This window comes from Siphonobacter sp. SORGH_AS_1065 (assembly GCF_030818595.1).
Taxonomy (GTDB): domain Bacteria; phylum Bacteroidota; class Bacteroidia; order Cytophagales; family Spirosomataceae; genus Siphonobacter.
In genome coordinates, this window is sequence record NZ_JAUTAM010000004.1 from 4,319,091 (window position 1) to 4,343,444 (window position 24,354).

Below are 24,354 nucleotides of genomic sequence, written 5' to 3' on the forward strand. Positions count from 1 at the left end.
GAAAACAGCAAACTGAAAACTAGTTTATTCTCCGTAATACTCCACAAAATTCTTGGGAGTTTCTATTAGTTTTAGACTGTGAAGCTGGCTGCGGCCTGCGGTGGATTCGGTTACTTTATCCGCCAGAATTTTCCAGATTTCCATGACGAATACCTCACAGGTCGGAATTTTATCTTTCAGAAAATCAACCTCATGATTCAGGTTGCGGTGGTCTACCTTCTCAACGATGTGTTCTTTAACCAATTTGCCTAACTGCTTCATATCCATCACAAAGCCCGTATCGGGGTGCGGAAGGCCTTTCACCGTAACGATCAGTTCGAAATTATGGCCGTGGAAGTAAGGATTGGCACAATTGCCGAAAACCTCGTAGTTCTGTTCATCGCTCCAACTCGGATTATAAACCCGGTGGGCTGCATTAAAATGCTCTACTCTTGATACATATACCATCGTTCAGTGCTTGCTAAGTTCCACATTTTCCGATTCTGATCCGGTGGGAACGACCTAGCACCGATCAAAACAGACCGCAAAGGTACGGTTTTCTATTACTATTTATTCTTTTCGATTCAAACTAAAACCACATTTTTCCTTTTCCTGAATTTGAGCAGAAATTAGCTATCAATTTTTAGTCGATTTATTAATTACGTACTATTTCACCTACGCTAAAGTCTACACTTATTAAGAATATTATTAAATAAATACAATTTTTTCACAAAATCTTGACTAGGTTTTACCTAGCGATGCCCCTACCTTTGTTCTCTATTTAAAGAATTTCTATTCGAACGAAACTCTCCATACACTGCGAGGATCTATGATTATCGTTACCGGAGCCGCTGGCTTTATAGGAAGTAATCTTATTCAACGGTTAAACGAGGATAAATTCAATTTTATCATTGCCGTTGATGATTTTTCGAATGTTGAAAAACAGAAAAATCTAGAAGATAAAAACATTCAGGAATACGTTGATCGGGAGCATTTCTTTGAGTGGCTCGATCAGAATTATCATGAAGTAGAATTCATTTTTCATATTGGAGCCCGCACCGATACCACGGAGTTTAATTACGAGATCTTAGATCATTTAAACGTTAATTATTCCAAACAAATCTGGCGGAAATGCGTAGCCTATCAGATTCCCCTGGTCTACGCTTCGTCGGCTGCAACCTATGGTTTAGGTGAGTTAGGGTATGAAGATAATGAAAGTCTCATTCCAGAACTGAAACCATTGAATCCCTACGGAGAATCAAAAAATCAGTTTGATATCTGGGCCCTACAACAGGAAGAGAAGCCTTTCTTCTGGGCGGGCCTGAAATTCTTCAACGTATACGGTCCTAATGAATACCACAAAGGCCGCATGGCTTCGGTGATTATGCACGCTCATCGTCAGATTAAATCGACGGGTGGCATGAAGTTGTTCCGTTCGCATAACCCCGATTTTAAAGACGGCGAACAGATGCGTGATTTCGTATACGTCCGCGATGTGGTTGAAGTTTGTATGTTCCTGATGTACAGTCGCAAAGACTCCGGGATTTATAACCTCGGCAGTGGCAAAGCCCGTACTTTCCTGGATCTGGTTACGAGTACATTCAAAGCCATGAACCTGGAACCTAACATTGACTTCATCGATACGCCGCTTGACATTCGCGATAAATATCAATATTTCACGGAAGCATCCATGAGCAAACTTCGCTCGATTGGTTACGACAAACCTTTCCACACGCTGGAAGAAGGCGTAACCGAATACGTAACGAAGTACCTGAACGACACCAAGTACGTTTAATAACGTAACGTTTTCGTGTCTGAAGATACCGACGCCTGAAGAAATTCTTCAGGCGTTATTTTTTTAAACCTTTCTCTCTCAAATTCAAACAAATTTTTCGTCTAGAATCGAACTCATTCGAGTAGTTAACAATTTGATTCTATAGGTTCTCAATAATTTCTGAAAGCCATAGCTATTTTTGTCAGCATGAACTATAATCTGATTCCTTCTCCGTGTTTTGTGCTCGAAGAAGCCAAATTGAAGCGTAATCTTTCTCTGCTTAAGTACGTACAGCAACAAGCGGGTGTGGAGATTATTTGTGCCCTGAAGGGTTACTCCATGTTCAGCACCTTTCCCCTTCTGCGGCAATACCTGGCAGGAGCTACTGCCAGTAGTATCAATGAAGCCCGGCTCATTAATGAAGAATGGGGTACAAAAGCTCATAGTTACGTCCCAGTCATTCGCGAAGACGAAATTGCAGAGTTAATTGAACGGTCTTCTCACCTGACTTTCAATTCCTGGCGACAGTTTGAGAAGTTTGGAAAGCAGGCTGCTGCTGCCGGCGTTTCGGTAGGGATTCGTATTAACCCTCAGTATTCTGAAGTTACCACTGATTTATATAACCCCTGCGTTCCTGGGTCTCGTTTAGGCGTTACCCGGGCTATGTTGCCTGAACAATTACCCGCTGAAATTGAAGGTCTGCACTTTCATACCCTTTGTGAGAACGATTCTCACACATTGGAGCGGACACTCGTACATGTAGAAGAACGCTTTGCGGATTTGTTACAGCAGGTGAAATGGCTCAACATGGGTGGTGGCCACCTCATTACTCGTGCCGATTATGATCCCGAACATTTAATTCAGGTGTTAAAGAATTTTAAAGCGAAATTCCCACACCTGAAAATCATCATGGAGCCGGGCTCAGCCGTCGGCTGGCAAACGGGCGTACTGGTTTCTACCGTTCTGGATGTAGTAGACGCTCAGGGTATTGATGTTGCCATGCTGGACGTTTCATTCTCCGCTCACATGCCTGATACACTGGAGATGCCTTACAAACCCCGCATTTTAGGAGCTCATCAGGACCCTGTGGCTGGTAAACCTACGTATCGCATGGGAGGAACCACCTGTCTAGCTGGCGATTACATGGGCGATTATAGTTTCGATGAAGAGCTGAAGGAAGGCGACAAGATTGTATTGGATGATATGATTCACTACACGATGGTAAAGACGACGACCTTTAATGGAGTTAACCTACCCAGCATTGGTATCTGGAAAGAAGATGATACCTTCCAGCTCGTTCGTAATTATGGATATGAAAGTTATAAAGATCGTCTTTCTTAGAAATTTTGATTGACGGAAATATTATCGATGCCAGCAAAAAAGCTGGCATCTTTCATTTTCAGCATTGCTTATTCTTTCATTACTAGAAATCCAATAACTCGTGATGCCAGCGAAAAAGCTGGCATCAACCACTTTAGCCATCACTTGTTTGTTGTTACTACAATTCCACTAACTCATGATACCAGCAAAAAAGCTGGCATCGGTATACCTCCAGCTTTTTCGCCATAAAACTTTAGCAGCCACCGATGCCAGCCTTTTTACTGGCTTCAACCACCCCAGCCATCATTTATTCATTGTTACTTTAATTCCACCAACTCATGATGCCAGCGAAAAAGCTGGCATCGGTATACCTTAGCTTTGCTTATTTCCCATGAAACTTTAGGAGCTATCGATGCCAGCTTTTATTAATAGTAGTTACCCTACTTTCTCTACAACCAGATTATGGTTCGTATAAATACAAATATCCGCAGCGATGTGAAGGCTCTCGCGAACCATTTCTTCGGCTGTCAGATTTGTCGCATGCTTCTTCAGAGCAATTGCGGCAGCCTGAGCGAAGTTTGAACCGGAACCAATAGCCGCAATGCCATTTTCGGGTTCCAAGACATCTCCCGTTCCTGAAATAATTAATATTTCTTCCGCATTAGCCACGATCAGCATGGCTTCCAATTTCCGCAAGTAGCGATCAGTACGCCAGTCTTTGGCTAATTCAATGGCCGCCCGTTTCATATTCTGACCATAGGCATTGAGTTTTTCCTCAAAACGCTCGATCAGAGTAAACGCATCGGCAGTACTTCCTGCAAAACCAGCTATGATTTTACCCCCGGCCAGCTTACGAATTTTTTTCACATTAGATTTCGCGACGGTATTACCCATCGTTGCCTGTCCATCGGCACCAACGACTACTTCGCCGTTATGCACAATTCCTAATACGGTAGTCGAATGAATTTCCACGGGTTTCATAGTATCATTTTCATGGTTATAAAAACGGCCCCGAATAACATTCCGGAGCCGCTTTTTAGTTGTTGGTTGACTGTTAATCGGTTGTTAGTTCAACTACACCTAACAATCAACCCTTTTATTTTAAGAATGAGTCAGTTTTAATTGTAATTGATTTCTAACAACCATCAACTAAAAACTAACAACAAACTATTTAAACCAGCATACGCATGGGATCTTCGATGAGTTGCTTGAACGTTTGCAGGAAGGCTGCACCCGTGGCACCATCTACGGCCCGGTGATCACACGCTAAAGTTACTTTCATGATATTGGTAACAAAGAATTCACCAGCGTCGTTAACACCTACGGTCTTCTTGATTCCGCCAACGGCCAGAATACAGGAATCAGGGGAGTTAATGATCGGATTGAATTCTTCTACGCCGAACATACCCAGGTTTGAGATACTGAAGGTAGAACCTTCCATCTCCTTAGGCTGAAGTTTCTTACTTTTCGCTTTACCTGCATAATCTTTCACTTCCGTAGAAATCGTAGAAAGTGTTTTCTGATCAGCATTACGAACCACAGGAACTACCAGACCATCTTCAACCGCTACAGCTACACCTATGTTGATGTATTTGTAACGACGAATCTTATCACCTAACCACGAAGCATTAACGGCAGGATGTTGTTTCAGAGCCAAAGCCGCAGCTTTAATCGCAAAGTCGTTGAAAGAGATTTTTGCGGGAGAAACTTCATTCACCTGACCCCGGAATTTCATCGCGTTATCCATCGTAATTTCCATCGTTAGATAGAAATGCGGAGCGGTGTACAGAGACTCCGATAAACGACGAGCGATGGTTTTACGCATCGACGTTACGGGCAGATCTTCGTACTCACCGACTGGTTCAGGAACCGCCGCTGGTTTCGGAGCTGGAGCCGCCGGTTGTGCAGCTGGAGTAGCGGCAGCCGCTGGAGCTGGAGCTTCTTTCGCTGCTGGCGTAAAGGTATCCAGATCTTTCTTAACAATACGTCCGTTTTCACCGGAACCTGTTACGTCAGACAGGTTAATACCTTTATCTTTCGCAATAGACTTAGCTAAGGGAGAAGCCTTGATACGGCCTTCTGCATCACTAGACTGGCTAGCTTCAGCGGAAGATCCATTTACAGATGCGGCAGGAGCTTCTTCTTTTGCTTCTGCAGGAGCCGACGAAGTGCCATTTTCAGCATCCAGAATAGCCTGGAAGTTGGCCCCTTCTTCACCTACGATCGCAATGATTTGGTTTACCTGAGCAGCTTTACCTGCTTCTACCCCGATGTACAGCAGAACGCCGTCGTCGTAGTTCTCCAGTTCCATCGTGGCTTTGTCGGTTTCGACTTCAGCCAGAATGTCACCACTTTTCACTTTATCACCTACGTTCACTACCCAGTTGGCAATGACACCTTCAGTCATGGTATCACTCAACAGAGGCATGCGAACAGCCGTAGCTTTAATACTGGATAAGTCAACCGCAGCTTTGGGGGCTTCTGCTTTTTTAGGCTCTTCAGTAGTTTTGGGTTGTTCAGCAGGAGCGGGTTCTGCTTTAGTTTCAGCGGCTGCACCATTAGATGATCCACCTTCACCATCCAGAAGAGATTGATAATCTTCACCTGGTTTACCTACCACAGCCAGTACACCATTTACTTCAATAGCCTGACCTTTATCGGCGGCTACGTACAGGAGGGTACCATCTGCGTAGTTTTCCAGTTCCATCGTGGCTTTGTCGGTTTCAACTTCAGCCAGGATATCCCCGGATTTAACGGTATCGCCCACTTTTTTGAGCCACTCAGCGATGACCCCTTCAGTCATCGTGTCGCTCAGGAGGGGCATACGAATTACTTCTGCCATGTGTAAACTAACGGAAAGGGTTTAGAACAGAATTGCGAGTCAAAAATACGTCTGATTCTCAGATTTCGGCATTGGAACCTGTTAAGTTTTCCAATGCTACTGATTATCAGTTCGTTTAAATCTATTTATATACAACCATTTAAGATTACCTTTTGATTCAGCTTTTGCGTCTGATTCGGAAAGAATCCTGAATAATCCCTCAAAATAAAGCAAAAAGAGAGAAACCAGCAGGGGTTTTCTCTCTTTTCTCATTTCATTATTACAATTATACAATTACAATTCCTGATAATCAAAGCCTAACGATTTTCTTCGTTCGCTCGGAATATTAGGCTCGAACGGCTACAGGCTGAAGTTCTTCTACGGATTCCAGTGTAAACTCCTCTTTCCCGTATTTTCTCAAAACCCGGTAGTGGGATTGCAGAGCCGTCCAGAAGGTTTTGTTCTCAATGTAATGAATGCCGTGATCAGCCGCAGTGGCTTTCACGATTTTAGAAATCTCGGGATAATGAATGTGACAGATCTTGGGGAACAAGTGGTGTTCAATCTGGAAATTCAGACCTCCACATAAGAACGTAGCCACAGGGCTATTACAGGAGAAATTTGCCGTGGTCTGCATTTGATGGACAGCCCAGGATTCTTCGATGTTACCGTCTTCATTAGGCTCAGGGAATTCAGCATGTTCCACAATGTGGGCCAACTGAAACACTAAACCCAGCACCAGTCCTTCAAAGTAATGCATCACCAGGAAGCCAATCAGAAACTGCCACCAGGTAATGGAAAGCACACACAAAGGCAGCACTATGAAGAGTGCGTAATAAACCGCTTTATAGAAAAAGAGGTTGAAATACTCTTTACGTGGGTGTTTGCCGCTGGCCGTTTTTCCAATATCCTTCTGAAAAAACTTTACGTAGTCCTTTCGTAATACCCAGCTCAACGAAGCCAGTCCGTACAGCAAAAAGGCATAATAATGCTGGAAACGGTAAATCTTTTTATTCGGTTCTTCGTGGTGAATACGCACCAAACCAGGAGCAATTTCCAGATCTTCATCGTGACCAGGAATGTTCGTATACGTATGATGCACCACATTGTGGGAAAGGCTCCAGACGTAAGGATTTCCACCAATCAAGTGAAAACACAAACTTAAAGCCTTATTCGTTTTTGAATCTGCGGCGAAAGAGCCGTGTACGGCATCATGGCAAATATTAAAACCAATGAAGGCACAGGTCATGCCTAAAGCAATGGCAAGCACTAACATCACCCAAACATTGAACTGATTGGAAATGATCAGTCCGTAGAGACCCCAAAAAACGACCATATAAAAGATGGTCTTGTTCCACATCGCACGGTTTCCAGTTTTAGGAATGTTGTTTTCAGTGAAGTACGCATCAACTCGGTGGCGGGCATCGGCGAAGAAAGTAGATCGCCGCTTGTCAACAAATCGGAGTTTCGACATTCAGAGTAAAAAAAGGGTTAGATGAAAGTGTAAGAAATGTAGGTTAGGCTTTATTTGGTAAAGGCAATCCCTCAAACTTACGAGAATAAAAACGAAGTAGCTTGTATAATGCATATAAAAACACGAGTCTTTTTCAAAACCCGTGTTTTTATACTTGTACAGTACGAAACGATACGGATGATATAAATGGGGTCATTCGGTTGCTTACACATGCAAACCGTATCACACCTGAACTACTTCCTAGCTCTCTAGTTTCAGAACGGCCATAAACGCTTCCTGCGGGATTTCTACGTTACCCACCTGACGCATCCGTTTTTTACCTTTCTTCTGTTTCTCTAACAGTTTTCGCTTCCGGCTGATGTCACCACCGTAACACTTCGCCAATACGTCTTTCCGAAGAGCTTTTACCGTTTCGCGAGCAATGATTTTTTGTCCGATAGCAGCCTGAATAGCAATTTCGAATTGCTGACGAGGTAATAACTCGCGGAGTTTCTCACACAGACGTTTGCCCCACTCATAGGCTTTATCCCGGTGAACAATGGCCGACAGGGCATCTACTTTCTCCCCGTTCAGCATAATATCCAGCTTCACCATGTCGCCTTCTTTGAAACCGAGGTATTGATAATCGAGCGAAGCGTACCCGCGGGAAATCGTTTTCAGACGATCAAAAAAGTCGAAAACTACCTCAGAAAGTGGCATTTCAAATTGCAGCTCAATTCGGTCTGAAGTCAGATATACCTGATTTTTCAGCACGCCGCGTTTATCCATACAAAGCTTCATGATGGCTCCGACGTATTCACTTTTGGTGATAATCTGAGCCGCAATGAAGGGTTCTTCAATGTTATCAATGTGATTAGGCTCGGGCATTTCCGAAGGAGCCGATACTTTCAGGTGTTCCCCTTTCGTCGTCTCCACGTTGAACTGTACCGAAGGAACTGTGGTGATCACCGTCATATCGAACTCACGCTCCAGCCGCTCCTGCACGATTTCCATGTGTAACATGCCCAGGAAACCGCAACGGAAACCAAAGCCCAGGGCCGCCGATGTTTCGGGTTCCCAGATCAGGGCCGCATCGTTCAGTTGCAGCTTTTCCATGGCTTCGCGAAGTTCTTCGAATTCACTGGTATCCACGGGATAAATCCCGGCGAATACCATCGGCTTCACATCCTCGAATCCTTTGATTGCTTCCGTAGCCTTATTATCCATCCGGGTGATGGTATCCCCTACTTTTACTTCTTTTGCCGTTTTGATACCCGAAATCAGATACCCTACGTCACCCGTTTTAATTACGTCACGGGGTTCCTTTTCCAGACGTAATACGCCAATTTCATCAGCAAAATATTCACGGCCCGTCGCCATGAATTTAATCTTATCGCCTTTACGAATTTCGCCGTTATATACCCGGAAGATTACTTCGATACCCCGGTAAGAGTTAAATACCGAATCAAAAATCAAACCCTGGAATCCTCCCTGGGGATCACCTTTGGGGGCGGGAATGCGGTGAATAATCGCCGCCAGAATTTCAGCAATGCCAATGCCTTCTTTCGCCGATGCGTGAATAATATCGGAACGGTCGCAGCCAATCAGATCCACAATCTGGTCGGATACTTCCTCGGGCATGGCACCCGGTAAATCAATTTTATTTAATACAGGAATAATTTCCAGATCATGTCCCAAAGCCAGATACAAGTTACTGATCGTCTGAGCTTCAATACCCTGCGAAGCATCCACTACCAATAAGGCTCCTTCGCAGGCAGCGATGGAACGGCTTACTTCATAACTAAAATCGACGTGACCCGGCGTGTCAATCAGGTTCAGCACGTACTTCTGACCCTCAAACGTATAATCCATCTGAATGGCATGCGACTTGATGGTAATGCCCCGTTCACGTTCGAGATCCATATCATCCAGCAACTGATTTTGCATTTGTCGCTGGGATACGGTCTGGGTTTGCTCAATTAGTCGGTCTGCCAATGTACTCTTGCCGTGGTCAATGTGGGCAATGATGCAGAAATTGCGAATGTTATTCACGTGTTATGTTTAGTTGAACAGCCAAGGCTGCTGGCTTTTAGCTTATAGGCTATCTGAATACCTGGAATGAATCGAAACGCCGGGACGCGTGTACTCGACTTTCCTTCCAATCTACAAAAATACACTCAATCTATTGAAAAGTCGCAATACTACTGCGAAAAGGCCTTAAATGAATACGGGAAATCGCATTCGTGTGAAAAAATCAACTCTTCGTCCGATATTGCAATGGAAGAAGTAAACCCTCTCCCATGAAGAAATTACTGATTTTAGTGCTTTTACTGGCGGGCCTTCATCCCGCCAAATCCCAAACGCTCCAGGACTTCCGCCGGGACAGCCTTCGCCGGGCTTATGACCGTGAAACCATTTTTGTTTTTGCCAATGGCACCCGCTTTGCCAAAGGAGGTCAAGCCTATTCGTCCGGTTTAGGTCAACGCAACTTGCAAAAGGAGTTTGAGTTCTCCCCTTACGGTATGGCTGAATACCGGGGGTACCGTAAGCTTAAAAATATCTCGTCGATCCTAACCGTTGCGTCCCTCGGTACTACCATTGTGGGTCTGACCCAGGTGGGTGGTAATCGAGGCCGCTCTTACTGGGCCTGGTGGGGAGCCGGTATTGCCATTGGACTCGGAAACGGCGTTGTTAGCGGCATGGCGAATAACCGCCTGCAACAAGCCGTCTGGATTCGTAATCGCGATGCTCTCACGTCCCCTGCGAACTAAAGCCTTTCTTGCATTCACATAACCATTTGATATGAAACACGTTTTCAAAACCATGGTCACGGTAGCAACCAGCATCCTACTGGCTACTACTGCGACGGATTCGTTCGCCCAAATTCCCGGGAATTTGCGGGAAGATTCTCTCTACATCCGCAAGAACTATAGTAAGCTCGAGCGTCTGATTCCGATGCGGGACGGGGTGAAACTATTTACTTCGATTTATGTACCTAAAGACGAGTCAAAGAAATATCCCATTATGCTGGATCGTACGCCGTACAGCGTTGCTCCTTACGGGGAAGATAAATATAAAATGAGTCTGGGCCCTTCGATGCTCTTTGCCAAGGAAGGCTATATTATTGTCTACCAGGATGTCAGGGGTAAATACATGTCTGAGGGCGAATTTGTGGCGGTAAAGCCCTTCATCCCTAACAAGACGAAAAAAACCGATGTTGACGAAAGCTCAGATACCTATGATACCATCGAATGGTTACTGAAAAATCTCCCCACTAATAATGGCAAAGTAGGTACCTGGGGCATCTCGGCTCCGGGTTTTTACACGACCATGACGGCCATTGAAGCCCACCCGGCTCTGAAAGCGGCCTCGCCCCAGGCTCCGGTAACGGACTGGTTCATGGGTGATGACCGCCACCATAATGGAGCTTTCTTTTTGATGGGAACTTTCTCGTTTCTGTCTTCCTACGGTGCTCCCCGCCCCGAGCCTACCACACAGACGGCTCCCCAATTCAGCAACTTCGGAACGCCTGATTCCTACGAGTTTTACAAGAATATTGGACCGATCAAGAATATTAACGAGAAGATTTTAAAGGGCGAAAACGTCATCTGGAATCAGATGATGGAGAACGAGAGTTATAACGAATTCTGGAAGTCCCGCACGCCCGTTCCGCACCTGAAAAACATTACTCCGGCAATTTTAACCGTGGGTGGCTGGTTTGATCAGGAAGATTTATATGGTCCGCTGAAGACCTTTGCCGGAATCGAAAAAAACAGCCCGAAAACTTCCAATTTTCTGGTGATGGGTCCCTGGATTCACGGCGGCTGGTCACGGGTGAAGGGCGATGTGCTGGGTAACATCCGCTTCGATTCAGATACCGGGCCTTTTTACCGGGAAAACATCGAGCTGGCCTTTTTCAATCATCACCTGAAAGGCGAAAAAGACCCACAATTACCGAAAGCCTATATTTTCGAAACGGGTTCGAACGTCTGGAAAAAGTATGACGCCTGGCCGCCGAAGCAGTCACAGGAAAAAAACTTGTACTTCCATGCAAACGGTAAGTTATCCTTCGAGGCTCCAAAAGCGACTCCCACCAGCTTTATGGAATACCTAAGCGACCCCAGCAAATCCGTGCCTTTTACCAGCGAAATTCGTAACGTCCGTGGAGCTGACTTTATGTACGAAGATCAGCGTTTTGCAGCTACCCGCCCCGACGTGCTGGTGTACGAGTCAGACGTGCTCGCGGAAGACGTAATCATTTCGGGTAACGTTATGGCCGATTTATTTGTCTCTACCACCGGAACTGACGCAGATTTTGTGGTAAAACTCATTGATGTATACCCCGGCGACGCTCCTAACAACAGCCCGATTCCGGGGACAAAAATGGGTGGTTTCCAGTTAATGGTACGCGGCGAAGTAATGCGTTCCAAATTCCGTAAAAGCTTCTCCAAACCCGAGGCTATGGTGCCTAACAAGGTAGAAGAAGTAAAATTCGACATGCAGGACGCGGCTCATTGCTTCAAGAAGGGCCATAAAATCATGGTGCAGGTCCAAAGCTCCTGGTTCCCACTGGTAGACCGCAACCCTCAGAAATTTGTAAACATCTATAAAGCCAGCGAATCCGATTTCCAGAAGGCTATGCACAAGGTATATTCTACGCCCAGCCAGCCTTCGCATGTGAAGGTGCGGGTGGTGAAGTAGGTTGTTAAGTTAGGTTATATAGAAAAAGGGCGGAGAAACTCTTCGCCCTTTTTCTATATAACTTAACTTAACATTTATAATTCTGTATACTTTGATAACCTTTACAGGAATAAGCTATACTTGTTTGTACATATTACATTCTCTTTTAATTGACCTGAATTGTCTCATGGGAAAAGACTCGCTCTCCATTAATAATCAACTTAATGATCTTTATAAATCCTATCTTCTTCAATTAAAAGAAGTGACTAGTTTAAATGGCGAGCTATTTTCTTATCCTCTGTTAATGCAGGCTTTCCCTGATTACGATCAGGTCAAGTACAAAGTCTTATACGTTGGAAAAGAAACATATGGATGGCTCGGCACAATGAATGAACAAGAAAACTTGAATGTGAATTATATAACTGAATCCTACAAAGAGTTTAAATTTGGCGAAGATTATCACGGCAGAAATAGTCCTTTCTGGCGTTTTATTAGAGCCTGTTATTTACAATTGAATGGAGAAGATTATCCATTAGGTTATTTATGGACTAACTTTTCTAAATGTGACTCCAATAAAACCACGCCAACTAAAGAGTTACAACAAGCTAATAATATAGGCTTTGATTTGCTAATTGATGAAATCAATGTCGTAAATCCAGACGCTGTTATTTTCTTAACCGGATGGGATTACGAAAAACAGTTTCAACGTGTATTTCAAGGATTACAATACCATACGATTGAGGAAAATTATTTATACCAATGCGTTCACCCAAGCTTACCTGTTCATAGTTATATGACTATGCATCCTAAAGGTCTTCAGTTAAGAAATAAATTTTATGTAATATTAGAGTCTATTGTAAATCAAATTACTCAATAATTGCCCCATTTTACGCTAACTATTATAAGTGTGAGACCGTTGTAACTATTGCAGTCAATGACACACTGACATTTATCCATCGGTCCGAGTGATGTCCAGCATAGAATGCTTCGCCAAGACAGTATATGTAGTAATACTTACAGTTCCAATATTTATCAAGAAATAATATTAAAACTAACTTCTTCACAAATAATACATAGTGTCGAGTTAATATTTTCTTCCATAGAGTCGTCATTATTAAGAATTGGATCGAAGTCACATATTATCAATTCATCATTCATTTTTAGCAAAGCGTTTTTAATTACAGTGTTCCATCCTTGCTCATCAATGAATCTAAAGCTAGATACACTAATAAAACTGAAAGATACCGTTTGATATACCCAGTTTTCCCTGATATTCTTACAATGAATTATTAATTCTACTGAAATATCAGATGCTTTTCTAGGAGAAGAATAGCGAATTTCCTTAATAACTGAGTCATGAAATAACCCGAAATATTCTTTAATTTTTTCTAACATAAAATTTTAAGTTTATACTGAACGTTGAAAAAGTGGACTCTCTCCTGAAGCTGTTGATCAATTAGCAACAATGTATGGAGTGTATTTTTATGATGGATGTATGAGTGGATGTACCAGAAGTTAAACTAAAACCTTACTTTATGAAAATCACTATCACTTTTTTTACAATTTTAAGCTTTTCCTTTTGCACAGCGGCCCAAGAGCTTCGTACAGAGAAAGCTTTAGAACTTTATAATACACTTGCAGCTCGTCAATTTAATTTGATTGCCCAAGGAGACACTTCAGAAATTGGAGATGCGAAGTGGGGCACTCATAAGCTTAAAGATATGTACCCCACTGCTAAATACGGCTATTATACAGCCATTAGTAAGGGTATTATTCATGAATTAAGAAAAGACTTAGTTAAACATCCCAAAGATCTTTCAGAAATCCTTACATTTTTAGAAGAAGCATATAGAAAGAAATTTCCCAAATTACCTGATTCATTTTATACGGATGTTAAGAAACAAGTCAAGCAACTTAAGTAAGCTACTTTATGGTTAGAGTTAGCGGAGCATCACCAACCATAAGGCCGAAAAATACTAAAGAATGAGACATTAGCCTCATTCTTTAGTTAATAACCGAAAACAACCGATTCCAGCGAATTTTATTCCAGACCTGTGCCGCTACCGGGTCGATGGACATCCAGACGAACACGGCTTTCCCTACGATGTGATCGGCGGGAACGAAGCCCCAGTATCGCGAATCGTCGGAGTTATGCCGGCTATCTCCCATCATGAAATAATAATCCTGTTTGAAGGTATACGATTGAATCTTTTTGCCGTTAACTTCAACTTGATCAGGGTTTACTTTCACGTTTTCTAAATGCTCGTAACGTTCCATAACCAGTCCGTAAAGGGCAATGGTTTTTGCATTTATGGGAATGGTCATTCCCTGTTTGGGAACGACTAAAGGACCAAAGTTATCCCGGTTCCAGTGATAAACGGAGGTGCCATAGATGCCCGATTCTTTCTCCCCCACCAAAGCCGTTAAGGGTTCCACTCCTTTTATCCAATCCAGTTGGCGTAACTGCTGGGCTGTAGCTTCTGTAGTCAGAATCTGATACCCTACAAGTTCATTTTTTTGTGTTTTTTGATTATATACCTCTATAGGGTTCCAGTTAATAAACGGCCCCTCGGCTGACTGGTAATCATTCACCAGATTATACTTTCTAAAGAAACGCTCGTCTAGCACTTCACTGGTTTTGAGCAGGTAACTTGTCTGAGCCTTCTCAGGCATGGCTTGTTTCTTTCCATTGACATACACTTGCTGTTGACGCACCTCAATCACATCTCCACCCATACCGATGCATCGCTTAATCAAATGTTTTCGCAAATCGGCCGGATGGTCCTTCTCGCCGTTCACTTTGGGAGGAAAATTAAATACGACGACATCATTATTTTTCACCTCCGTGAATCCGGGCAGCCGATACGTAGGTAACTGAATGACATCCGTATAAGAAGGCAAATCAGTACCCCAGATTTTCTGGTGCGTCAATGGTAATTGCAGGGGCGTTTGTGGCGTGCGGGCTCCGTAATGAAGCTTACTCACCAACAGAAAATCGCCTACCATCAGATTTGCTTCCATCGAAGGCGTAGGAATGGCAAAGGCTTCCATAGTGAAAAAACGAATCAGTGTAGCAGCTACGACCGCAAACACCAGTGAATTTAACCACTCTCTCCTCGCCGAAGCTGGTTTCTTTGACTTGAATTTGAACATAGGACCGATAGTTATAAAGACTTGGTCTCAAAGTAGAAAGCTTTTGAATCTGACTCTAAATCTTTTACACCAACGGTCCATGATCTGAGTAGAAAGACACTCAAATCCAATGCTTTTTTGTTACTTCACGACTTCTAAAACCTATGATACTCCAATGAAACTCGCCTTTTGTGCTTTCGCTCTCCTTTTCATTACCGCGTGTCAACCCAAAAATGAATTAAAAGGAAGCTGGGAACTGGTGGCTGCCCAGAAAATTGAAGCGGGAAAGACTACTTCGGATGACCTTTCCGGTCGGAAAATGATCAAGATCCTCAATGACACTCACTTCTCTTTTCTGAATCATGATTTGAAGGCCGGGAAAGATTCGTCTACTGCCTTTTTTGCCGGAGGCGGTGGTACCTACACTTGGCAAGGGGACCAATACACCGAACACGTAGAGTATTGCAGCTATCGGCCTTATGAAGGCAAAAGCTTTCAGTTTACGATTGAATTTCGTCAGGATACCCTTATTCAAACGGGCAAGGAGGAAATCAAAGAACTGGGTATTAATCATACCATCGTTGAAAAGTACATTCGGGTCAAGTAAATTACCTCTCGTCAGGGGTTACCTTCCTGATCACTGGCCATCTGACTTCATGGAAAGTTTGATTATTTAGAATATTTCTAAATAATTTTCTTCAAAAGCTGATATTCTTCATTTTTTGTACGAATTTGACGCGTCAAATTTGACCTTTCTTTCGACAAAAGATTACCATGAATCATTACAGCTATGTATCGCCCGCCGAGGCGGTTCGTCATATTGAAAGTCACGAACGTGTATTTATACAGGCCGCCGCCGCTACGCCCATGCCGTTGATTGAGGCCCTGGCCCAGCGAGCATCCGAACTGGAGGACGTACACACCATTCACATGCACCTGGAGGGAAAAACTTTTCCTCTGGTTGAGCCCGAAGCTCGCCACGCTTTTTTCCCCAATGCCATTTTTATTGGTTCAAGTCTGAGGAAAGCCGTTGCGGAAGGATACGCCCAATACCTGCCCATTTTTTTAAGTGAGGTACCCAATTTATTCCGAAATCGAATCTGGCCGCTGGATACCGCTATCGTTCAGGTTTCACCGCCGGATCAGCACGGGTATTGTTCGCTTGGGACTTCAGTGGATGTGAGTAGAGCTGCCGTTGAATCCGCGAAGAAAGTAATCGCTCTGGTTAACCCGCAGGTTCCCCGCTCACACGGAGACGGAATTGTTCACGTTCAGCAATTTACGGCGATGAGTTATGTGGATCGTCCGCTGTATGAGCATGAATTGAGCCAACCCACGGACGTCGAATCGGCCATTGGTCGGAATGTAGCGGGATTGGTAGAAGACGGAGCCTGCATTCAGATGGGAATTGGCGGTATTCCTAATGCCGTATTACTCTATCTGGAAAATCACCGCGATCTGGGTGTTCATACCGAAATGTTCTCCGATGGGTTATTACCTCTGGTTCATAAAGGAATCATTACGGGTAAACATAAGAAAATACACCCCGGAAAAATTGTGTCAAGCTTTGCCGTAGGTAGTCGTAAGCTTTACGATTTTATTGATGATAATCCGGGGGTGTCTATGCTGGATATTGGTTATGTTAACGACACGGCCATTATTCGTCAGAATCCTAAAGTAACGGCCATTAACAGTGCTATTGAAGTAGATCTTACCGGACAAATTTGTGCTGATTCCATCGGGACACGGATGTATTCGGGCGTAGGCGGTCAGATGGATTTCATTCGGGGAGCCACCTTGTCTCAGAATGGGAAAGCCATTATTGCCATTCCTTCGGTTACTAATCGGGGTGAATCTAAAATTGTACCTCTTCTCAAACAGGGAGCAGGCGTGGTAACGACACGTGCCCACACGCGTTACATCGTGACCGAATACGGCGTTGCTGATTTATACGGTAAAAACCTGGCTCAGCGAGCTAAAGCTCTGATTCACATTGCTCACCCTGACCATCAGGAAGCTCTGGAAGAAGCCGCTTTTGATCGATTGCAGCAAATGCGTTATTAACTTCTATCCAAACCCGTTCATAAGTCCGGCAATTGCTTGCCGGACTTATATTTTTTATTTAATTCACTATTGATTACTTCTGGTTTATCCTAAAACTGTAGTCTGTGAATCGACGTAAGAGTTTTATAACTTCCCGAAAGTTCAAACCGGGCACGTTGCCTTTCGGAAAGTTATATTGACTATAAAATCCCCCTATTCTTCAATACGTTCCAAAGGCTTGGATTCCTGTAACTGCTTGGCAAAAGCTCCAGCAACCGTTATAGCCAGCGTAGCAGCACAAAGGGCTACTTCCTTCCGCTCATTCTTCTGTTTCGCGGCAATTCCAGCCAGGGCGGCGATGAACGGAATTAAATAATAAGGATCATTCAGTTTGCGGGCAACACCTATGCCCAACGTAGCCGTCAGCGATAAAGCCCCGCAGGTTAATTGCCCTTTTAAGGATTCAGGTATTTTGATGCCCGATTGCAACAACAAATTTCCTCCACTAATTACCGAAGCTGCCGTTAACCAACCAGCATATAGACTGATCGATTTTTGAAAAGTGCGTTCCGGCTGCGGAACGTTGGTTTTACCAATTTCCAGGGCTTTATGCAGCATCAACGCATTGGGTAATAAGGCAATCGTAGTTAAAGCCGCAGCACGACGACTTAGCAAATCATCTTTAGCAAAGAAGTACGTAAAGACATTATTTAAAGCGTAACTACTTACTAACCAAGGCACCGCTTTCTGGTAACGGGGATTATCGAGCTGATCGGGTAAGGCCTGGTGAACGGCGAGAGCCGTAGTTCCGGTATAAATCGTGGGCCACATAATCCCGAAGGTTTCATTGGCCGGAGTTAACAGATTTTCGTCTACCTCTTTCCGCTGCTTGCTAAAAGAGCTTTTACGTTGGGTTCGGGAACGGGTAAAAAAATAAGTACCGACAATGCTACCTACAACAGCAATGGCGGTACCTACTCGTTGAATGGAAATGGTATTCATAAAAAATAAAGGTTTTGTTCTGTATTAACTCTTTCCGTTATTTTTTAAAAACCAGTGCCAAATAATTCGTTTCCTTGTGACGTATCGCGACACTGCCGCTGATGAAAATACGAATAAACAACGACTCAGAACTATCAACTGATCCTCATTAATACCCGTGTAAATCGATGTGGTTGCTCTCCAGAATTTCTACCCGCTTTTTCATCTTTTTCTGAATAATCTTGAAATGATGTTCATCTTCAGGTGTAATCAGCGAAATGGCTTCGCCGGAAGCATCAGCCCGACCCGTCCGGCCAATCCGATGGACATAATCTTTCGGGGAACGAGGTAGTTCGAAATTAATGACGTAGGGTAAAAACTGAATATCAATTCCACGAGAAATCAGATCGGTGGCGACTAATACCTGAATTTCACCGGATTTAAAGCGGTTCAACGCCATCATCCTCGCTCCCTGACTTTTCTGACCATGCATGGCATACGCCTGAATGCCGTTCTTGTTCAGCTTGACAACCAGATTATCAGCCGTTCTGGTGGATGAAACGAAGACCAGCACTTGCTTCATGTTTTCAGACTTAATCAGGTAGCGTAAAAACGGGCCCTTCCGCTCGGCTGTTACCGCAAAAGCGATCTGGTGAATCTGATCGAGGTCAAGTTCGGGTTCTTCTATTTCAATCTTAACGGGTTGGGTTAATATTTTTTTTTGAACCACATCTACTGAATCCGCTAGTGTCGCCGAAAACAGGAGGTTCTGACGCTTTCGGGGTAATAAGGCGAAGATTTTATTCATCTCTTCTTCAAAACCCAGATTCAGCATTTTATCGGCCTCATCCAAGATCAACGTACTCACCTGAGCCAGCGAAAGAGCATGATTATCCAGCAGGTCAAGCAAACGTCCGGGCGTGGCCACTAATACGTCCGTTCCGGGCAGATGCTGCATTTGAGGATTGATGGAAACTCCACCGTATACCGCTAGCGTTCGCACCTTTCGGGGTAATTTTTTACTAAATCCCTGAAAGACTTCGGCAATTTGAACGGCTAATTCCCGCGTGGGCACCAGAATCAGAACTTTGATAAAGCGATTGCGGGCGGGCGAGGTTTTCTGAAGTAACTCCAGAACAGGCAAGGCAAAACTGGCGGTTTTCCCCGAACCGGTTTTAGCAATTCCCAACACATCTTTTCCATTCAGAATAACCGGAATGGCCTCTTGTTGAATAGGATAAGGTGTGGTGTATGACTGCTCGGCAATGGCTTGAAGTAAAGCCTCGGATAGACCCAGAGAATGGAATGACATAAGAATTGATAACAATACCCTGCAAAGATACTAAGGCAAAAGTTTATTTTATTTTTACTTGAGTATTAGCACCCATTACGGTCAAAATTGGAATACTTCTTTACCCAGTTGAAGAAACCAATTTACCAATCCATGAACTTTCCTGCCCTTTTTATCGCCAGTCTGGCGGGTACTTCTGCCATGACTTTATTCATGTATATCCTAAGTTTTATAACGGGTTATAGAACAAAAGTTATCAATGTATTAGGCACCTTACTTACCTTCCAGACCGGACCCAACGGTGAATTATCGACAAGTCCCCTGGCGGTGATTGTTGGCACGCTGGTTCATTACGCTATAGGCTTTGCTTTTGCATTGGTCTATGGCTGGATTTGGTGGAAAGAACTTCTACAGCCCGACTGGTGGTCTGTTCTTATTCTGGGTACGGCCAGCGGAATTCTGGCTGTTGGCTTCTGGGGCACTGTGCTTAAAATTCATCCCCGACCACCCCGGGTAAAGCTTTCGGCCTATCTCATGGCCATCTTTTTCGCCCATTATGTCTTTGTGTGGGGAGTTGTTTTTGGTTTTAAATTTTTGTAAACAACGAGGAATAGTCACCCCTTTTTCACTGGAACTACTATTTTTGCGGCCGAAGAACTCAAAAGAAGCTAAAATCCAGCCTTAGGGCTCAGGTCTGAAAAGGGGTAACTTCTGTTGTTGGTTACGTTTAGAACCCTCAAAACACTCGTTCGTTCATACACAACTGAAAATGGGCAAGAAAGTCTTAATTATTGGTGCAGGTGGCGTTGGTAACGTAGTTGCCAAAAAAGTAGCCATGAACCCGGATTCCTTCAGTGAAATTCTGCTGGCTTCTCGTACAAAGTCTAAATGCGATAAAATTGCAGCGGAAGCAGCCGAACACGGTCTGCCTACGCCTATCCAAACCGCAGCCGTTGATGCGGATAATGTTCCTGCACTGGTTGCATTAATCAATGAATTCAAGCCTTACATGGTCATCAACGTGGCTCTTCCTTACCAGGATTTGACCATCATGGATGCCTGTCTGGAAACGGGAACGCATTACCTCGATACGGCCAACTACGAGCCTAAAGATGTAGCCAAGTTTGAATACTCCTGGCAATGGGCTTATCAGGAACGCTTCAAAGAAGCGGGTTTGATGGCTCTGTTGGGTTGCGGATTTGACCCCGGTGTTACGCAGGTGTTTACTTCCTACGCAAACAAACATCAGTTCTCCGAAATGCAGTACCTGGATATCGTGGACTGTAATGCGGGTGATCACGGAAAAGCGTTTGCCACGAACTTTAACCCAGAAATCAACATCCGGGAAATTACGCAACCGGGTCGTTACTGGGAAAATGGGGAATGGGTAGAAATCCCTGCGATGAGCATTCACAAGCCCATTGCGTATCCTAACGTAGGTGAAAAAGAAAGTTACGTACTTTACCACGAGGAACTCGAATCGCTGGTGAAGAACTTTCCAACCCTGAAACGGGCTCGTTTCTGGATGACTTTTGGTCAGCAGTACATTACTCACCTTCAGGTTCTTGAAAATGTCGGAATGACCAGCATTCAGCCCATCAAATTCCAGGGCCAGGACATCGTTCCACTGGAATTCCTGAAAGCCGTATTACCCGAACCCGGAACGCTGGGCGAAAATTATACGGGCGAAACCTCTATTGGTTGCCAGATTCGTGGTATCGGTAAAGACGGTGAAGAGAAGACCTATTTCGTCTGGAATAATTGTAAACACCAGGATGCCTATAAAGACACGCAAGCTCAGGGTGTAAGTTATACAACGGGTGTTCCCGCAATGATCGGTGCCAAGCTGATGTGCGACGGCGTTTGGATGCAACCCGGCGTTTGGAACTGCGAAGAACTTGATCCAGATCCATTCATGGAGTTACTGAACCAGCACGGTTTACCCTGGCACGAAGCGGTTAACCAACCGCTGTCCGTAGAAGCCTAATAAGCAAAGGAGGCCGATTCTAAATTAGAATCGGCCTCCTTTTTTGCTGAACTTCATGAAAGTTATAAAACTTTCATGAAGTTGAATTAACCAACTACTTCCGCGTTAAAACCGGCTTTCTCAACGGTTTTAATAATCTCATCCGAATCCAGTTCCTCTCCTTCGACACTGAGAATTTTATCAGGATTGTTAGTATCCACTTTCCAGTGATCAATCGAATCTTCCTGATTCAGAAAAGGAGAAACTTTAGCGACACAGTTACTACAGTTGATATTGGTTTTAAATTGAAGCGTTTCCATGAGTTAGTTTACGGTTGTTTGTTTTCAGTTGTTTTTTCCTAGGTTAATTGATGAAGGCACCAAACCATTATGGTGATGAGTCAAAGCAAAAATTCACTCATTCTATCCTTCACTCATTCAAAATTAAACCCTACGATATTTCAGTAATAAGCTATTCGTCACCACCGATACTGAGCTTAGAGCCATAGCGGCTCCGGCAATCATGGGGTTTAATAAAAATCCATTCACGGGGAATAACACACCCGCCGCAATGGGAATTCCAATCAGGTTATAAATAAAGGCCCAGAATAAATTCTGACGAATAGCCTTGACGGTTAATCGCGAGAGTCGTAGAGCTTTGGGTAACTGCTGCAAATCACTTGAAATGAGCGTCATTTTTGCGACATCCATCGCCACGTCCGAGCCTTGCCCCATGGCGACACTAACATCTGCCTGAGCCAGTGCCTGCGAGTCATTGATGCCATCGCCTACCATGGCCACTACTTTTCCCTGAGCCTGTAATGCTTTCACCACATCGGCTTTCTCGCCCGGTAACACCTCCGCCCGAAACTGATCCAGGTTTACTTCACGGGCTACGGCTGCCGCCGCTTGAGCATTGTCGCCCGTCAGCATCATGACTTCGATGCCATTTTCATGCAGTTGCGTAATGGCTTCACGAGACGTTTTTTTCACGGGATCAGTAACAGCCAATAATCCAATGACCTCCCGTTGATTAGCAAAGACAATTACCGTTTTGGCTTCTGACTGCCACTGGGACACGGGCCAGCCTTCCAGCGAAAAGCCCTGTTCCAGCATCCATTTGGGGTTACCCACTTGAAAAAGCTCACCATCGGCAATCCCCTGAATACCTTTTCCGGGAACGTTCTCCAGATTACTGAATGAAGCCGATTTGATCTTTTCAGCTTTAAGATAGGTCACTACCGCCTGAGCCAGGGGGTGTGTTGATTGACTTTCCAGTCCCATCAATGCGGCTTTGTAGCGTTCATCTTTCCAAAGCGTCTGGGTAACCGTTGGTTTTCCTTCAGTAATGGTTCCGGTTTTATCTAAAATCACCGTTGTAACCCGATGAGCTCGCTCCAGACTTTCGGCATCTTTAATCAGAATGCCTAACTCGGCTCCTTTCCCTACTCCCACCATAATCGCCGTCGGCGTAGCCAGCCCGAGAGCACAAGGACAGGCAATTACCAATACCGTAATGGCATTAAGTAAGGCATAGGTTAAAGCGTTTTCGCCCCCCAGAATCAGCCATACGATGAAAGTAATGATCGAAATACCGACCACAACGGGCACAAAGATTCCGGCGATTGTATCCACCATCCGCTGGACGGGGGCTTTGCTTCCCTGAGCTTCCTGCACCATTTGAATAATCTGAGCCAATAAGGTTTCTGAGCCTACTTTCTGAGCAATGAAGTGAAAACTTCCCTGCTGGTTGACGGTTCCCGCGAATACCTTTTTACCCTTTGATTTTTCTACAGGAACGGGTTCCCCGGAAATCATGCTTTCATCGACATACGACTGTCCTGACTTTACCTGACCATCCACTGGAATCTTATCGCCCGGCCTTACTACGAGCCGATCTCCTACACCTACTTCCGATAAGGCAACTTCTACTTCTTCCCCGTTTTCAACCCGAATAACCGTTTTGAGGCTGTAAACCCATCAGTTTTTTAATGGCGGATGACGTATTGGATTTTGCCCGCTCTTCCAGCCATTTACCTACCAGAATGAAGGTCACCACAACAGCAGCCGCCTCAAAGTAAACGTGCGGATGCAAGCCCTGGCGATGCCAGAATTCGGGATATACGGTATTAAAAACACTGAATGCATACGCAATACCCGTACTCATGGCCACGAGTGTATCCATCGACGTTTGCCCATAACGGGCCTGCTTTACTGCATTGACAAAAAACTTGCGACCAAACCAGAAGAGCACGGGTGTGCTTAAGGCCCACATGAGGTAATTGGCAGGCGGCCAGTCCATGAAGAACATGCCAAGTATAAAAACCGGAAAGGTGAAGACTGCCGACCAGATCAGGCTTTTCTGAAGATTTTTCAGACGGTTTTCTTTGTACTTGGCCTGTTTTTCCTGAGCATTTTCAGCATCCAGAATTAAGCCATATCCTATATTCTGGACGGCTTTCTGTAAAGTTTCTAATGAGGTTTCTTGAGGATTGAGCGTAATCCGAGCCGACTCATCCGCAAAATTAACCGCTACTTCAGAAACGCCGGGTTGTCTGGAAAGCACCGTCTCAACACTGCGAGCACAAGCCGCACAGCTCATACCTGTTACGGGTATACGTACTTTATTCACTGCTGCTTCTGTTGTTTCCATGTCCGTTTTCATTACTCTACAAATTTCGCCTTTTCTGGACTGGTTTCCCTTACAACTTTTAGGAAGATCGTTGCAGGATTTTGGGTGGAGGATTTTGGGTTGAATAGGAAAAGCCCCTTCCCCGTGGTTGTTGTCCTCACCAACCACTTCCTTCAGAAATTGAGACATGGCCAGAGAATTACAATTCGGGGAACGCCTTCCCTAATCGCCGTCCCCGGATTGTTACCCCGGATTGACATCCGGGGCTATTCATAATTAAACC

21 protein-coding genes and 1 pseudogene are annotated in these 24,354 nt (G+C 44.4%); 11 read left to right on the forward strand and 11 right to left on the reverse strand.

Annotated features, from left to right (window positions below):
* Positions 1-24: 24 nt before the first annotated feature.
* Positions 25-447, reverse strand: a complete 423-nt coding sequence (locus QE390_RS18685; RefSeq protein WP_106638224.1) for a 6-carboxytetrahydropterin synthase — start codon at positions 445-447, stop codon at positions 25-27.
* Between the two features lie 361 nt (positions 448-808).
* Here QE390_RS18685 and rfaD point away from each other — a divergent pair, with 361 nt between their 5' ends.
* The 3 genes from rfaD (at position 809) to QE390_RS18700 (ending at position 3,449) form a co-directional block, all read left to right on the forward strand.
* Complete coding sequence (gene rfaD / locus QE390_RS18690; RefSeq protein WP_307143290.1) at positions 809-1,774, forward strand: ADP-glyceromanno-heptose 6-epimerase; 966 nt, start codon at positions 809-811, stop codon at positions 1,772-1,774.
* A gap of 186 nt (positions 1,775-1,960) precedes the next feature.
* Entirely contained in the window at positions 1,961-3,094 is a 1,134-nt protein-coding gene (gene nspC, locus QE390_RS18695) for a carboxynorspermidine decarboxylase (protein WP_307143291.1), read from the forward strand.
* A gap of 175 nt (positions 3,095-3,269) precedes the next feature.
* A complete protein-coding gene (locus tag QE390_RS18700; RefSeq protein WP_307143292.1) occupies positions 3,270-3,449 on the forward strand; it encodes a hypothetical protein in 180 nt (59 codons plus the stop codon).
* Between the two features lie 59 nt (positions 3,450-3,508).
* Here QE390_RS18700 and hslV read toward each other — a convergent pair whose 3' ends face one another.
* The 4 genes from hslV to lepA all read right to left on the reverse strand — a co-directional run bounded on the left by hslV (position 3,509) and on the right by lepA (position 9,399).
* Complete coding sequence (hslV, locus tag QE390_RS18705; RefSeq protein ID WP_106638228.1) at positions 3,509-4,054, reverse strand: ATP-dependent protease subunit HslV; 546 nt, start codon at positions 4,052-4,054, stop codon at positions 3,509-3,511.
* A gap of 190 nt (positions 4,055-4,244) precedes the next feature.
* The gene (locus QE390_RS18710) at positions 4,245-5,915 is read right to left on the reverse strand and encodes a pyruvate dehydrogenase complex dihydrolipoamide acetyltransferase (RefSeq protein ID WP_307143293.1); all 1,671 of its coding nucleotides are present in this window, start codon (positions 5,913-5,915) and stop codon (positions 4,245-4,247) included.
* 325 nt (positions 5,916-6,240) lie between these two features.
* Complete coding sequence (locus tag QE390_RS18715; protein WP_307143294.1) at positions 6,241-7,368, reverse strand: acyl-CoA desaturase; 1,128 nt, start codon at positions 7,366-7,368, stop codon at positions 6,241-6,243.
* 240 nt (positions 7,369-7,608) lie between these two features.
* Entirely contained in the window at positions 7,609-9,399 is a 1,791-nt protein-coding gene (gene lepA, locus QE390_RS18720) for a translation elongation factor 4 (protein WP_106638231.1), read from the reverse strand.
* Between the two features lie 248 nt (positions 9,400-9,647).
* On the opposite strand from lepA, the gene QE390_RS18725 reads away from it, so the two are divergent.
* The 3 genes from QE390_RS18725 to QE390_RS18735 all read left to right on the forward strand — a co-directional run bounded on the left by QE390_RS18725 (position 9,648) and on the right by QE390_RS18735 (position 12,904).
* Positions 9,648-10,118 carry a hypothetical protein gene (locus tag QE390_RS18725; RefSeq protein WP_307143295.1) on the forward strand — a complete coding sequence of 157 codons (471 nt, stop codon included), beginning with the start codon at positions 9,648-9,650 and terminating at the stop codon, positions 10,116-10,118.
* Between the two features lie 31 nt (positions 10,119-10,149).
* Positions 10,150-12,048, forward strand: coding sequence for a CocE/NonD family hydrolase (locus QE390_RS18730; RefSeq protein WP_307143296.1), 1,899 nt, complete (start codon positions 10,150-10,152; stop codon positions 12,046-12,048).
* Between the two features lie 166 nt (positions 12,049-12,214).
* The gene (locus tag QE390_RS18735) at positions 12,215-12,904 is read left to right on the forward strand and encodes a hypothetical protein (protein WP_307143297.1); all 690 of its coding nucleotides are present in this window, start codon (positions 12,215-12,217) and stop codon (positions 12,902-12,904) included.
* 155 nt (positions 12,905-13,059) lie between these two features.
* On the opposite strand, the gene QE390_RS18740 is transcribed toward QE390_RS18735, so the two are convergent.
* The gene (locus tag QE390_RS18740) at positions 13,060-13,422 is read right to left on the reverse strand and encodes a hypothetical protein (protein WP_307143298.1); all 363 of its coding nucleotides are present in this window, start codon (positions 13,420-13,422) and stop codon (positions 13,060-13,062) included.
* 140 nt (positions 13,423-13,562) lie between these two features.
* On the opposite strand from QE390_RS18740, the gene QE390_RS18745 reads away from it, so the two are divergent.
* Positions 13,563-13,949 (forward strand): hypothetical protein, encoded by a 387-nt coding sequence (locus tag QE390_RS18745; protein WP_307143299.1) that lies wholly within the window; start codon positions 13,563-13,565, stop codon positions 13,947-13,949.
* 82 nt (positions 13,950-14,031) lie between these two features.
* Here the strand turns inward: QE390_RS18745 and lepB are convergent, their stop codons facing one another.
* Positions 14,032-15,180 carry a signal peptidase I gene (gene lepB, locus QE390_RS18750; RefSeq protein WP_307143300.1) on the reverse strand — a complete coding sequence of 383 codons (1,149 nt, stop codon included), beginning with the start codon at positions 15,178-15,180 and terminating at the stop codon, positions 14,032-14,034.
* Between the two features lie 154 nt (positions 15,181-15,334).
* On the opposite strand from lepB, the gene QE390_RS18755 reads away from it, so the two are divergent.
* Positions 15,335-15,766 carry a hypothetical protein gene (locus QE390_RS18755; protein WP_307143301.1) on the forward strand — a complete coding sequence of 144 codons (432 nt, stop codon included), beginning with the start codon at positions 15,335-15,337 and terminating at the stop codon, positions 15,764-15,766.
* 167 nt (positions 15,767-15,933) lie between these two features.
* Complete coding sequence (locus tag QE390_RS18760) at positions 15,934-17,223, forward strand: acetyl-CoA hydrolase/transferase family protein (RefSeq protein WP_307143302.1); 1,290 nt, start codon at positions 15,934-15,936, stop codon at positions 17,221-17,223.
* A 192-nt stretch (positions 17,224-17,415) separates the two neighbouring features.
* Here QE390_RS18760 and QE390_RS18765 read toward each other — a convergent pair whose 3' ends face one another.
* Together QE390_RS18765 and QE390_RS18770 are read right to left on the reverse strand one after the other, a co-directional pair.
* Complete coding sequence (locus tag QE390_RS18765; RefSeq protein ID WP_307143303.1) at positions 17,416-18,204, reverse strand: tryptophan-rich sensory protein; 789 nt, start codon at positions 18,202-18,204, stop codon at positions 17,416-17,418.
* A gap of 148 nt (positions 18,205-18,352) precedes the next feature.
* The gene (locus QE390_RS18770) at positions 18,353-19,495 is read right to left on the reverse strand and encodes a DEAD/DEAH box helicase (RefSeq protein WP_307143304.1); all 1,143 of its coding nucleotides are present in this window, start codon (positions 19,493-19,495) and stop codon (positions 18,353-18,355) included.
* A gap of 132 nt (positions 19,496-19,627) precedes the next feature.
* Between QE390_RS18770 and QE390_RS18775 the strand changes: the two genes are divergently transcribed.
* A complete protein-coding gene (locus QE390_RS18775) occupies positions 19,628-20,074 on the forward strand; it encodes a hypothetical protein (RefSeq protein WP_106638241.1) in 447 nt (148 codons plus the stop codon).
* A gap of 169 nt (positions 20,075-20,243) precedes the next feature.
* Positions 20,244-21,461, forward strand: a complete 1,218-nt coding sequence (locus tag QE390_RS18780) for a saccharopine dehydrogenase family protein (protein ID WP_106638242.1) — start codon at positions 20,244-20,246, stop codon at positions 21,459-21,461.
* Positions 21,462-21,547: 86 nt separating this feature from the next.
* On the opposite strand, the gene QE390_RS18785 is transcribed toward QE390_RS18780, so the two are convergent.
* Both QE390_RS18785 and QE390_RS18790 read right to left on the reverse strand, forming a co-directional pair.
* A complete protein-coding gene (locus tag QE390_RS18785) occupies positions 21,548-21,760 on the reverse strand; it encodes a heavy-metal-associated domain-containing protein (RefSeq protein ID WP_106638243.1) in 213 nt (70 codons plus the stop codon).
* Positions 21,761-21,883: 123 nt separating this feature from the next.
* Positions 21,884-24,092: pseudogene (locus QE390_RS18790) on the reverse strand (heavy metal translocating P-type ATPase).
* Positions 24,093-24,354 lie beyond the last annotated feature (262 nt).

What these genes read in the sequence shown, in the direction of transcription:
- QE390_RS18685 (WP_106638224.1), bottom strand. Translation starts at nt 447, where the DNA reads ATGGTATATGTATCAAGAGTAGAGCATTTTAATGCAGCCCACCGGGTT.
- rfaD (WP_307143290.1), top strand. Translation starts at nt 809, where the DNA reads ATGATTATCGTTACCGGAGCCGCTGGCTTTATAGGAAGTAATCTTATT.
- nspC (WP_307143291.1), top strand. Translation starts at nt 1,961, where the DNA reads ATGAACTATAATCTGATTCCTTCTCCGTGTTTTGTGCTCGAAGAAGCC.
- QE390_RS18700 (WP_307143292.1), top strand. Translation starts at nt 3,270, where the DNA reads ATGATACCAGCAAAAAAGCTGGCATCGGTATACCTCCAGCTTTTTCGC.
- hslV (WP_106638228.1), bottom strand. Translation starts at nt 4,054, where the DNA reads ATGAAACCCGTGGAAATTCATTCGACTACCGTATTAGGAATTGTGCAT.
- QE390_RS18710 (WP_307143293.1), bottom strand. Translation starts at nt 5,915, where the DNA reads ATGGCAGAAGTAATTCGTATGCCCCTCCTGAGCGACACGATGACTGAA.
- QE390_RS18715 (WP_307143294.1), bottom strand. Translation starts at nt 7,368, where the DNA reads ATGTCGAAACTCCGATTTGTTGACAAGCGGCGATCTACTTTCTTCGCC.
- QE390_RS18725 (WP_307143295.1), top strand. Translation starts at nt 9,648, where the DNA reads ATGAAGAAATTACTGATTTTAGTGCTTTTACTGGCGGGCCTTCATCCC.
- QE390_RS18730 (WP_307143296.1), top strand. Translation starts at nt 10,150, where the DNA reads ATGAAACACGTTTTCAAAACCATGGTCACGGTAGCAACCAGCATCCTA.
- QE390_RS18735 (WP_307143297.1), top strand. Translation starts at nt 12,215, where the DNA reads ATGGGAAAAGACTCGCTCTCCATTAATAATCAACTTAATGATCTTTAT.
- QE390_RS18740 (WP_307143298.1), bottom strand. Translation starts at nt 13,422, where the DNA reads ATGTTAGAAAAAATTAAAGAATATTTCGGGTTATTTCATGACTCAGTT.
- QE390_RS18745 (WP_307143299.1), top strand. Translation starts at nt 13,563, where the DNA reads ATGAAAATCACTATCACTTTTTTTACAATTTTAAGCTTTTCCTTTTGC.
- lepB (WP_307143300.1), bottom strand. Translation starts at nt 15,180, where the DNA reads ATGTTCAAATTCAAGTCAAAGAAACCAGCTTCGGCGAGGAGAGAGTGG.
- QE390_RS18755 (WP_307143301.1), top strand. Translation starts at nt 15,335, where the DNA reads ATGAAACTCGCCTTTTGTGCTTTCGCTCTCCTTTTCATTACCGCGTGT.
- QE390_RS18760 (WP_307143302.1), top strand. Translation starts at nt 15,934, where the DNA reads ATGAATCATTACAGCTATGTATCGCCCGCCGAGGCGGTTCGTCATATT.
- QE390_RS18765 (WP_307143303.1), bottom strand. Translation starts at nt 18,204, where the DNA reads ATGAATACCATTTCCATTCAACGAGTAGGTACCGCCATTGCTGTTGTA.
- QE390_RS18770 (WP_307143304.1), bottom strand. Translation starts at nt 19,495, where the DNA reads ATGTCATTCCATTCTCTGGGTCTATCCGAGGCTTTACTTCAAGCCATT.
- QE390_RS18775 (WP_106638241.1), top strand. Translation starts at nt 19,628, where the DNA reads ATGAACTTTCCTGCCCTTTTTATCGCCAGTCTGGCGGGTACTTCTGCC.
- QE390_RS18780 (WP_106638242.1), top strand. Translation starts at nt 20,244, where the DNA reads ATGGGCAAGAAAGTCTTAATTATTGGTGCAGGTGGCGTTGGTAACGTA.
- QE390_RS18785 (WP_106638243.1), bottom strand. Translation starts at nt 21,760, where the DNA reads ATGGAAACGCTTCAATTTAAAACCAATATCAACTGTAGTAACTGTGTC.